General features: G+C 66.5%; 7 protein-coding genes and 1 rRNA gene. 6 read left to right on the forward strand and 2 right to left on the reverse strand.

The annotated features are described in order from the left end of the window. The first annotated feature begins 6 nt into the window (after positions 1-6). A 5S ribosomal RNA gene (rrf, locus tag RIT73_RS16455) occupies positions 7-125 on the forward strand. 230 nt (positions 126-355) lie between these two features. On the opposite strand, the gene RIT73_RS16460 is transcribed toward rrf, so the two are convergent. After that, complete coding sequence (locus tag RIT73_RS16460) at positions 356-1,282, reverse strand: LysR family transcriptional regulator (protein WP_309133186.1); 927 nt, start codon at positions 1,280-1,282, stop codon at positions 356-358. 115 nt (positions 1,283-1,397) lie between these two features. Here RIT73_RS16460 and RIT73_RS16465 point away from each other — a divergent pair, with 115 nt between their 5' ends. From RIT73_RS16465 to RIT73_RS16475, 3 genes are all read left to right on the forward strand, one after another. Continuing rightward, positions 1,398-2,996, forward strand: a complete 1,599-nt coding sequence (locus RIT73_RS16465; RefSeq protein ID WP_309133187.1) for an amino acid decarboxylase — start codon at positions 1,398-1,400, stop codon at positions 2,994-2,996. 167 nt (positions 2,997-3,163) lie between these two features. Continuing rightward, positions 3,164-4,594 (forward strand): amino acid permease, encoded by a 1,431-nt coding sequence (locus tag RIT73_RS16470; RefSeq protein ID WP_309133188.1) that lies wholly within the window; start codon positions 3,164-3,166, stop codon positions 4,592-4,594. Continuing rightward, the gene (locus RIT73_RS16475) at positions 4,591-5,508 is read left to right on the forward strand and encodes a universal stress protein (RefSeq protein WP_309133189.1); all 918 of its coding nucleotides are present in this window, start codon (positions 4,591-4,593) and stop codon (positions 5,506-5,508) included. Before RIT73_RS16470 ends, RIT73_RS16475 begins: the two co-directional genes overlap by 4 nt. Positions 5,509-5,555: 47 nt before the next feature. Here the strand turns inward: RIT73_RS16475 and RIT73_RS16480 are convergent, their stop codons facing one another. Further along, entirely contained in the window at positions 5,556-6,746 is a 1,191-nt protein-coding gene (locus RIT73_RS16480) for a DUF6882 domain-containing protein (RefSeq protein WP_309133190.1), read from the reverse strand. A gap of 185 nt (positions 6,747-6,931) precedes the next feature. Here RIT73_RS16480 and RIT73_RS16485 point away from each other — a divergent pair, with 185 nt between their 5' ends. Together RIT73_RS16485 and RIT73_RS16490 are read left to right on the forward strand one after the other, a co-directional pair. Next, positions 6,932-8,665, forward strand: coding sequence for an ABC transporter ATP-binding protein (locus tag RIT73_RS16485; RefSeq protein WP_309133191.1), 1,734 nt, complete (start codon positions 6,932-6,934; stop codon positions 8,663-8,665). Position 8,666: 1 nt separating this feature from the next. Next, the gene (locus tag RIT73_RS16490) at positions 8,667-10,772 is read left to right on the forward strand and encodes an ABC transporter ATP-binding protein (protein WP_309133192.1); all 2,106 of its coding nucleotides are present in this window, start codon (positions 8,667-8,669) and stop codon (positions 10,770-10,772) included. The last annotated feature ends 652 nt before the right edge of the window (positions 10,773-11,424 follow it).

Genomic DNA, 11,424 nt, shown 5'->3' on the forward strand with positions numbered 1-11,424 from the left:
TGTTTTTGCGGTGGTGATAGTGGTGGGGAAACGCCCGGTTAACCGTTCCGATCCCGGTAGCTAAGCCCATTCGCGCTGATGGTACTGCAACTTGGTGGTTGTGGGAGAGTAAGTGACCGCCGCAAATCAAACTCGGGGTGGCCCTTCGTGTCCAGTTGTGTTCTTCTTCAATGAAGAGCAGGGCTGGCCGCGCGGGGCCATCCCTTTTTCATATTCACCGGCGGGTTGAGCCCAGCGTTCCCGTGCCGAGGATTCGGGGGCCTACCTGTGATCCGGGGGCCTACCTGTGATCCGTCGACCTACCGGTGATCCGGACACCTACCCGTGACCCGGCCGGTGCCGGTGATCCGGACACCTACCCGAGATCCGCCTCGGCGATGGCCTGGCGCACCACCGCAGCGAATCGCGCCACGGTCGGTGGCGGTTCTTTGCCGGCGCCCACAGACGGAGCCGCAAGCAGCAGAGACCTGGAGAACCTCGGGTCCGCGATCTCACGGAGCACGACGCCGGCGGGAGCGTTTCCCGCCGCCATGCTCGGGACCAGGCCGATGACCATGCCGGCGGCGATCATGCCGAGCATGACCGAGAAGTCATCCGTCCTGAAAGCCACCTCGAGCTCGTGCCCGGCAGCGCGGAACGCATCGATGACCACGAGGTCCATTGGATCATCGGGGGTCGAGCCGAACAGCCAGTTCTCCTCATCGAGGGTGAGGAGGGTCTCCACATCGATGGGTTCGGGCACCGCCAGGGGATGGGACTCGGGGAGGGCGAGGTGCAGGGGATCACGGAACACCTCTGTGGTCTGGATATCGGTGGCGAACGGCAGGTCGTAGCCGGGCACCGAATAGACGAGAACGACGTCGTACTCGTGACGGTTGACGTGAGAGACCAGCTGACCGAACTCCTCGAGGGTGCTCTGGATGTGGATCCCCTCTTGCTTCGCCAGGCCGACAAGAGAGGGCAGGAGGAAAGCCGCCGCGGTGGGGAAGGCGCCGAACTGCAGGCGGGTCGCCCCCGTCGCGGCGTGGGCGCGGACATCTTTCAACGCCCGTTCGCTGAGGTTGAGGATCCGGTTGCCCTGCTCGAGCATCATCATGCCCGCCGGCGTCAGCGTCGAGCCGCGGGTGGTGCGGCGCAAGAGCGGCGTGCCGACGAGGCGATCGAGATTTCGCAGGTGATAGTCGACGGAGGGCTGACTCCATCCCAGTTGCCGAGCCGCGCGCGTGACAGATCCCGTGAGGGCCACCGCGCGCAGGGCCGTCAGCTGTCGAAGATCGAGCATAAGGGAAGTCTAGATCCTGAACGGCCGATCGCAGGTGCCAGTACCATACGGTGTCTGGTGCTCGGCAGTGTTTTCAGGTATTCCGCGGAGCCGTCTCGACCGAGATGATGGGACCATGTTGGAATCGTCATCCCAGAGTGTCACCTTGCCCGCCGAGCACGACTCGATCGATCGGGTCGCTCACTCGGCTGCTTCGGCTCGCCGCGAGCATTCGCGCTTCCGTCTCGATCAGGACCGCGCGCCCTACGCTGAGGCGCTGCAGGAATTCGCCGGTCGCGAACCGATCCAGCTCATGGTCCCCGGCCACGGCGGCACAGACGCCGGGATGAGCACAGGCCTCGCCGATTTCATCGGGGAACGGGCCCTGCACCTCGACATTCCCATGCTCATCGACGGTGTCGACCTCGAGGCAGGTTCTCCCTTCGATCAGGCTGTGGCGCTGGCCGCCGATGCCTGGGGCGCGCGGCGCACCTGGTTCCTCACCAACGGCGCCTCGCAGGCCAACCGCACCGTCGCTCTCGCCGTCCGCGGGCTGGGGGAGAACGTCCTGTCCCAGCGCAGCGCCCACTCCAGCTTCAGCGACGGCATCGTCCTGGCCGGGCTTCACCCGAGCTACGTCCTGCCGAATGTCGACACCCGCAACGGCATCGCCCACGGTGTCTCGCCCGCTGCGCTGGAAGCCGCTCTCCGCGACGCCCACGATCACGGTCGTCCCGCCTCGGCGGTGTACATCGTCTCACCCAGCTACTTCGGCTCGGTCGCCGACGTGTGGACCTTGAGCGAGATCGCGCACTCCTTCGGAGCGCCGCTGATCGTCGACGGCGCCTGGGGACCGCACTTCGGATTCCACCCGCGCCTGCCCGAGTCGCCCGCTCGCCTCGGCGCGGACCTCGTCGTCTCCTCGACGCACAAGCTCGCCGGTTCACTGACGCAGTCGGCGATGCTCCACCTCGGCGACGGACCCTTCGCCGACGTGCTCGAGCCCCTCGTCGAACGTGCCTTCGGGATGACTGCCTCGACCTCGTCGTCGGCGCTGCTCATGGGCTCCCTCGACGTCGCCCGGCGCAGCCTCGCGACGAATGAGGACGCGATCGGCGCCTCGATCGTCACCGCCTGCCGGTTCCGCGAGCTCATCGCCGCCGATGACCGCATGCGCGATGTGGGGGAGACCTTCGGCTCCTTCGACGACATCGTCGACGCCGACCTCCTGCGGGTGCCGATCGACCTGTCGGCGACGGGGCTGAGCGCCCACTGGGTTCGCGACCAGCTCATCGGACACCACGGCATCTACTTCGAGATGTCGACCGCGACGACGCTGGTCGCCGTCATCGGCGCCGGCAAGACCCCCGACGTCGACGCCGTCCACCGGGCCCTCGTCACCGTCATCGAATCCGATGCCGCCGCGCAGGCCCGGAGCGAACAGCTGCGCGCCGAGGACTTCCCCGCACTGCCCGCTCCCGGGCGGATGCGGCTGCTCCCGCGGGACGGGTACTTCGCCGCCACCGAGGTGGTCCCCGCCGCCGAGGCGATCGGCCGGATCTCCGCCGACGCCCTGGCCGCGTACCCGCCCGGAGTGCCGAACGTGCTGCCGGGGGAGGAGATCACCGCGGAGACGGTCGCGTTCCTCGACGCCGTGTCGTCCTCTCCGACGGGATACGTTCGCGGCGCCGTCGATTCCTCGCTCACCCGATTCCGCGTGATCGCCGAATCCTGAACCACCGCCGAGCGGTGGCTGCCGAACCGGCGGCCACCGCTTCTTCCTGCGTACTGCCGGCGGTGAACACGCGGCTGCCTCGAGGTCGTCGCCACGGCTCACGCTGACCATCCCACCCACGTCTCGGCCCACCGGCCGGGACCGACGAAGAAGTCTGGACAACACACATGGCGACAATGAAAGAGCAGCTGTTCCGGGTCAAGCCGGTGCCGGCGCGAGGAACCGAGGACGACGAGCACGGACTCAAACGCAGCATCGGGCTGTTCCCGCTCACCATGATCGGCGTCGGCGGCACGATCGGGACGGGCATCTTCTTCATCCTGTCCGAGGCTGTTCCCGTCGCCGGCCCGGCCGTCATCTGGTCATTCGTCATCGCCGCCGTGGTCGCCGGTCTCTCCGCCCTGTGCTACGCCGAGCTCGCCGGCAGCGTCCCGGTCTCCGGGTCCTCCTACTCCTATGCCTACACGACGCTGGGCGAGCTGCCCGCGATGGGGGTCGCGGCGTGCCTGCTCCTCGAATACGGGGTCTCCACCGCAGCCGTGGCCGTCGGCTGGTCCCAATACGTCAACCAGCTGCTCGGCAACCTCTTCGGCTTCCAGCTGCCCGAGGCCCTGTCCTACGCGCCCGAGGAGGGCGGAATCGTCAACCTCCCCGCCGTCATCCTCATCCTCCTCTGCGCCCTGCTGCTCATCTCCGGCACCTCCCACTCGGCGATCACCAACACGATCATGGTCGTCATCAAGATCTCCGTGCTGATCTTTTTCGTCGCCGTGGGCCTGACCGGTTGGAACGCCGACCACTTCGCCGACTTCGCCCCCTTCGGTCTCAGTGGGGTGATGACCGGAGCCGGCATCATCTTCTTCTCCTTCGTCGGCCTCGACGCTGTCGCCACCGCCGGCGACGAGGCGAAGAACCCGCGCAAGAACCTGCCGATCGCGATCATCTCCGCGCTCGTCATCGTCACCGTCGTGTACGTCCTCGTCGCCATCGCCGGCCTCGGCGCCCAGGAGGCCGAGAAGTTCGACGGCCAGTCCGCCGGTCTGTCGGCGATCCTCGAGACCATCATCGGCGCCTCGTGGCCCGGCACCATCGTCGCCATCGGCGCCGTGATCTCGATCTTCTCCGTGACCCTCGTCGTCCTCTACGGCCAGACCCGCATCCTGTTCGCGATGTCGAAGGACGGGATGGCTCCGAAGATCTTCCAGACCGTGCACCCGCGGACCATGACGCCTGTGCCCAACACGATCATCGTCGCCGTCGTCGTCGCGATCCTCGCCGGAGTCCTGCCGATCAACTTCCTCGCGGAGATGACGAGCATCGGGACGCTCGCCGCATTCCTCGTCGTGTCGATCGCGGTCATGGTCCTGCGCCGGCGCGAACCCGGGCTCGAGCGCTCCTTCACGGTTCCCTTCTACCCGGTGATCCCGATCCTGTCGATCATCGGCTGCCTGTGGATCATCAAGGACCTGCGCCCGATCACCATCATCGTCTTCGCGGTCTGGACCGCTGTGTTCCTCGTCTGGTACTTCTTCACCGGCCGGAAGAACTCCGTCCTCGGCAAAGAGCTCGACACCGCCGCCGAGGTGGCTGCCCGATGAGCGTCGTCGTCGGGGTGGCCCCCGGGCATGACAACGCTCCTGCCGTTCACCTCGGCGTGCTGCTGGCGCGCTCCTACCGACAGCCGGTGGTGCTCGTCGCCGTCAGCGCCGTCGCCTCACCCCTGATCCTGCCCAAGGTCGACACCGAGTACCGCCGGCACATCGTGACGCTGTCCCAGCAGATCCTCGCCGAGGTGAGCGCCACGGTTCCCGACGACATCGACGTCCGCAGTCTGGTCAGGGAGGCCCGTTCCATCCGCCGCGGGCTGCTCGAGGTCTGCGCCGAAGTCGATGCGATGCGTCTGGTCGTCGGCTCGGCCGCGGACAGCGAGCCGGGCACCATTCGGCTGGGGACCGTGTCGACGAGCCTCCTGCAATCCGCAGAGCTCCCCGTCGCCATCGCCCCGGCCGGCTTCGCACTGCCGCAGACTCCGGCGCTCGAGCGCGTCACGGCAGCCTTCAACGGATCCCACACCTCGGCGTCGTTGGTCCGCGGAGCCGCGGCGGTCGCAGGACTTGCCCGGGCCTCGCTGCGCATCGCCGCTTTCGCACCACGACCGGAATCGGCGATCACCGGGGTCAGCGCGGGATCGGGAGTCGACACCGAGGGAGACCTCGTGCGCGAATGGACCGACGTCATCCGCAGCCAGACCGAGGAGCTGCTCGACGACGCCGACGAACTCAGCGGACGTGAGACCGAGGTCGTCGTCGGGGTCGGGCCCGACTGGGACACCGCGGTGAGGACCATCGGCTGGAAGGACGCCGAGGTGCTCCTCATCGGATCGAGCACGCTCGGACCCCTGACGCGGCTGTCCCTGGGGTCACGTGCGGCGAAGATCATCAAGCACTCCCCGGTCCCGGTCGTGCTGGTGCCCAGGAAAGCAGCCGAGGCCTACGCCGCCCAGGCGAAATAGGCAGGCTGGGCGCGCTCGGGACCCCGCAGATCTGGGGACCCAGCGGTTCAGCGGCCGAAGAGCTTCGAGAACAGGCCCTTCTTCTTCTTGGGCTGAGCCTCGTCCGCCTCGGAGTCTCGTGCGTCCTCCTTCGGCTCACGGGGCTCTGCCGGTGTGGTGGCGTCTGCGGGACGCTCGTCCTCGCGGGAGGAAGCGGCCGCCTCGGCGGGAGACTCCTGCTCTGGACTCGTCTCGGTCGGCGTCTCCTCGGGCGCGGAAGCGGCCGGCTCCACCGGCTCGGCAGGCGCCGGTGCCTGGACAGGCGCATCGGCGCGGGCAGCTGCTTCGTCCGGGGCAGGCGCCTCGGCGCGTGACGGTGCTTCGGCGGGGGCCTCCTGGTCGTGGGACTGAACCGGCTGCTCCTCCGACTTCGCGGCAGGCGCCTTCCGCTCCTGCTCCGCGGCGGGAGTGCCGGCGGGTGCGGTCTCCGCCTTCGAGGATGGTGCTTCCGAGGGTGCGGGCCGCGTGTCCGACGCTGCCGCCCCGGGCGATGCCTCGGCGAACTGCTCGGCGGCCTCGACCTCCAAGGGGGACTGGACCTCGCAGTTGGAGATCCGGCGCTGGTCGTCGAAGGACAGGTCGGCACTGCCGTCGGCGAAGAGGAGACGGACCCCGTCCTCGGCCAGCGGTGCGATGGGAATGCCGCGCCGGGCCACGTACGCCTCGAGAGCGGCGCGATGGTCATCGACCGTGGTCAGGGTCAGCCCCTGCATGAGCGCCCGGACCGTCGCCTTGACCTGCGGGGCCGGCAGGGTGAGCTCGGGGGCATCGACGAGCAGCCACACCGTCGTGCCCGCACCGGCGGCGGCCGGGTAGTGAGCCCACGTGCCGGTCGCCGCCTTCGCGGCCAGCGTCAGGCGCAGGGCCAGCTCGTCGTCGAGCTCGAGCTCAGCGGTCGTCAGTTCGGCCACGCTCTCCCCGGCCCCGAACCGGCGGACCTGGTGTGACAGGTCGACCACGGGTTCGGGGAAGTCGTTGATGTTGTCCCACCCCCACAGCCAGGTGCCATGGGACTCCGAACCGAGCAGGTGGGGACGCGTCCGCAGGACAGGGCCGTTCTCTGACGAGAACGTCAGCTGCGGATCGGCGGTGAAGTCGACCTCCCAGGTCGCGTCTGCGATGAGCCTGCCGAAATGCGACTGCATCTCGGTGGAGAGGAAGACGGCGCTGTTGACCAGATCCTGCAATTCTGTGCTCATGGTTCCCAGCCTAAAGGCGAGAGCGGGTTTCGCACGGAGGCACGCTGTGTCAGGACCTCGTGGTGGGATGGGATCTCAAAGAATTTCAGTTCCACCCCTTGAAAGGACGGAGAACGAATGTAAGATGATGTGTTGCGCCATTCCAGCGGTAGTCTCCACCCTCAAAAATCCCCAGGACGTTCACCGTGGCTCTCTTACGCCTGTCCCTGAAATTCGCGAAACCCTATTGGCTGTTCATCGTTCTGGTCGTCGTGCTGCAATTGGCGTCGACCATCGCCGCTCTCTATCTCCCCAGCCTCAACGCCCGGATCATCGACGAAGGTGTGGCCACCGGCGACACCGACTTCATCTGGTCGACCGGTTTGACGATGCTCATCGTCTGCCTCGTCCAGGTCGTCACCGCCATCACCGCCATCTTCTTCGGAGCACGCGCGGCGATGGGAGTCGGTCGTGATCTGCGCCGGTCCATCTACAGCAAGGTCGATGAGCTCTCGGCGCTCGAAGTCGGCAAGTTCGGCAGCGCCACCCTCATCACCCGCAACACCAACGACGTCCAGCAGGTGCAGATGCTGGTGCTGATGACCCTGAACTTCATGGTCTCGACTCCCATCATGTGCATCGGCGGCATCATCATGGCCCTGCGCGAAGACGTCGGCCTGTCCTGGCTGGTGTGGGTGTCGGTGCCGTCCCTGTTCGTGGTCGTCGGCATTCTCGTGTTCCAGCTGATGCCGCTGTTCCGGCGGATGCAGGATCAGGTCGACGACATCAACGGAGTCCTGCGCGAGCAGATCACCGGCATCCGCGTCATCCGCGCCTTCGTCCGTGAGCCGTTCGAGGCCGATCGCTACGCCGACGCCAACCGCGCGCTGACCGAGACCTCGGTCAAGGTCGGCAACCTCTTCGTGCTCATGTTCCCCGCCATCATGATGATCCTCCACCTCGCCACGGCCGCCGTGCTGTGGTTCGGCGGCCAGCGGGTCGACGCCGGGCAGATGGAGGTCGGGTCGCTGACCGCGTTCCTCCAGTACCTCCTGCAGATTCTCGTCGCCGTGATGATGGGTGTGTTCATGATGATGATGATCCCGCGCGCCGTCGTCTGCGCCGAACGCATCTCGGAGGTTCTCTCCTCGACCTCATCCATGGTCATTCCGGAAGGAGTCGAAGAGCTCCCACGCCGAGGTGAGCTCGAGTTCGACTCTGTCACCTTCGGCTATCCCGGCGCCGAGGTCCCCGTCCTCGAGAATCTCAGCTTCACCGCCCGGCCCGGGACGACGACGGCGATCATCGGGTCCACCGGAGCCGGGAAGACGACGATCGTCAACCTGATCCCCAGGCTGCTCGACCCGCAGTCCGGTCAGGTGCGCATCGACGGCGTTCCCGTCAACAGGTTCAACCGACACCAGTTGGCGCAGCTCGTCGGCCTGGTGCCGCAGAAGCCCTACCTGTTCTCCGGCACCATCGGCTCGAACCTGCGCTTCGGCAGCGAATTCGCGACCGATGCCGAACTGTGGGAGGCGCTGACGACCGCGCAGGCCGCCGACTTCGTCGCCGCGAAGCCGAAGCAGCTCGAAGAGGGTGTGGCCCAGGGCGGTACCAACTTCTCCGGCGGTCAGCGTCAGCGGCTGTGCATCGCCAGGGCCCTGGCGGCCAAACCCCGCATCTACGTCTTCGACGACTCGTTCTCCGCCCTCGATGTCGCCACCGACGCGCGGCTGCGCGAGGCCCTGTTCGCGACCACCTCCGAATCCACGGTCGTGGTCGTCGCCCAGCGCGTCTCCACGATCCGGGAGGCCGACCAGATCATCGTCCTCGACGAAGGTCGGATCGTCGGACGGGGAACGCATGACGAACTGCTCGAGACTAACCCGACGTATCAGGAGATCGTCGAATCCCAGCTGACCACGGAAGGGGTGAACTGACATGAGCGACACCGCAACCGTGACACCTGACGAAGTCGACGAGGAGTACGTTCCCCAAGGCGACGAAGGGGACATGTTCGGCGGGACTCCCGCCCGCAAGCCCAAGCACTTCTGGCCCTCGGTCAAGCGCCTGCTCGGGCTGATGCGGTCCGAGAAGGTCGGACTCATCAACGTCGTCCTCCTCGTCGTCGGATCCGTCGTGCTCACCGTCATCGCTCCGAAGGTCCTCGGCCGGGCGATGGACATCGTGTACTCCGGCGTCATCGGCTCTCAGCTGCCGGCAGACGTCTCCATCGATGCCATCATCGCGCAGGCACGAGCCGCCGGACGTGACGACTACGCCGACATGCTCGCCACCGCCGACGTCGTCCCCGGCCAGGGCATCGACTTCACGGCGCTCGGCCAGATCATCATCATCGTCCTCCTCATGTACCTTGTGGCCTCGATGCTCATGTGGGCGCAGGGCTACATCCTCAATGCCCTGGTGATGAGGGTCGTCTACCGACTGCGCGAGGACATCGAACGCAAGATCAACCGGCTCCCGCTGCGCTACTTCGACACCCGACAGCGCGGTGACGTGATGTCACGGGTGACGAACGACGTCGACAACATCCAGCAGGCGCTGCAGCAGGCGTTCGCTCAACTCGTGCAGGCCGCCCTGACGATCATCGGCATCGGCGTGATGATGTTCATCGTGTCCTGGCAGCTGGCGCTGCTGGCACTTATCGCCCTGCCGCTGTCGGGCATCATCGCCGGAGTCATCGGCGTGCGCTCGCAGAAGCTGTTCAAGGCCCAGTGGAAGCACACCGGCGAGGTCAACGGCCACGTCGAGGAATCCTTCTCGGGGCTTGACGTCGTCCGCGCCTTCGGTCGCGACGAGGTCATGCTCGCCGAATTCGACCGCCGCAACGACGAACTGTTCCGCGCATCGGCCGGAGCCCAGTTCGTGTCGGGCATGATCATGCCCGCGATGCAGTTCGTGTCCTACCTCAGCTACGTCCTCATCGCCGTCGCCGGTGGACTCAAGGTGGCCTCGGGACAGATGACACTGGGAGATGCGACCGCATTCATCCAGTACTCGCGGGAGTTCTCGCAGCCGATCTCCGAGATGGCGGGCGTGGCGAACATGCTGCAGTCCGGTGTCGCCTCGGCGGAGCGGACCTTCGAGCTTCTCGACGCGGATGAGGAGGAGCCCGACGACGCGCACGAGTCGCTGCCGCCCCGCACCCCGGGCCGAGTCGAGTTCTCCGACGTCACGTTCCGCTACGAGGAGGACTCCCCGCTCATCGAGAAGGTCTCCTTCACTGCGGACCCCGGTCACACCATCGCCATCGTCGGTCCGACCGGGGCGGGCAAGACCACCCTGGTCAACCTCGTCATGCGGTTCTACGAGATCAGCGGCGGCACCATCAGTCTCGACGGAGTCGACATCCGGGACCTGACTCGAGCAGATCTGCGCTCGCACGTCGGGATGGTGCTCCAGGATGCGTGGCTGTTCGAGGGCACCATCCGCGACAACATCCGCTACGGCCGACTCGGTGCCTCCGACGAGGAGGTCCTCGACGCGGCGAGGGCGACGATGGTCGATCGATTCGTCCGGCAGCTTCCGGACGGCTACGACACGGTCATCGACCAGGATTCAGGCAGCGTCTCCGCCGGTGAGCGCCAGCTCATCACGATCGCGCGAGCCTTCCTCGCCGACCCGTCGCTGCTCATCCTCGACGAGGCGACCTCGTCGGTCGACACCCGCACCGAGGTGCTCGTCCAGCAGGCCATGGCAGCGCTGCGGACGGACCGGACCTCGTTCGTCATCGCTCACCGACTGTCGACGATCCGCGACGCCGACACCATCCTCGTGATGGAGAACGGGGCGATCGTCGAACAGGGCAGCCATGAGGAGCTGCTCGCGACCGAAGGCGCTTACCACCGGCTGTACATGTCGCAGTTCCGCGGTGAGGACGCCGAAGAGCAGTTCGCCGCCGAGGTGCTGGCAGAGGTCGACGCCGAGTCCGGAGTCAGCGCGGAGGAAACGACAGGCGACGAGCCGATCGCCGATGCCGCTGTCGAGATCGCGAGGGAGGAAGAGGCGAAGTCCGCCGGTTCCTGAGTTCAAGTCGATCGTCATGCTGCCCCGGGGGTTCACCCCGGGGCAGTGTCATTCTCTGCACCCGGTCCGATGCGCTGGTTCTGCGTCCGGTCGGCTGACCTGATTCTGGACGGATAACGATTCTCCGAGACAACAGCGCGGATAGGTCACTTTCGTGATTCTCCTGATGCCGCAGCACTCGCGAACGATGACCTTTTCGTCATAGTCGACGACCGGCGAGCTGCCTCTTAATTCAGAAGAAAACCGGATGACCTGGGAAAGGACCTGCCGCGAGGCGGAAGCGGTGCCGGCCGGATCGAGGTCGGCACTGCCATGGTCACTCGACGATGGAGGACCGGTCTCGATCCGATAGCGGCGGGGGTCTCTCCGCAATCACAGTTCCTTCATGAACTCAATGACCAATAGTCGGCTTGTCGGCCCGATCTGCGTATTGTCCGGATTAGCCACACCGAGGTTTCGGCGCGGGTGACAATGCCTCTGGAAGGACGATCATGAAACGGCTGGCCATCGCAGCAGCCATCGCCCTCGGGCTCGTCACCTTCGGTGTGGCGCCGGCTGCTGCCGAAGACGTGCACGATTCGAGCGCCGTCGTCGCTCAGGGAAGCGACGGAGGCACCGGAAAGACCGAGAACCCTCCTGCGGGGGAAGAGCC

Source organism: Brevibacterium sp. (assembly GCF_031179145.1).
Taxonomy (GTDB): domain Bacteria; phylum Actinomycetota; class Actinomycetes; order Actinomycetales; family Brevibacteriaceae; genus Brevibacterium.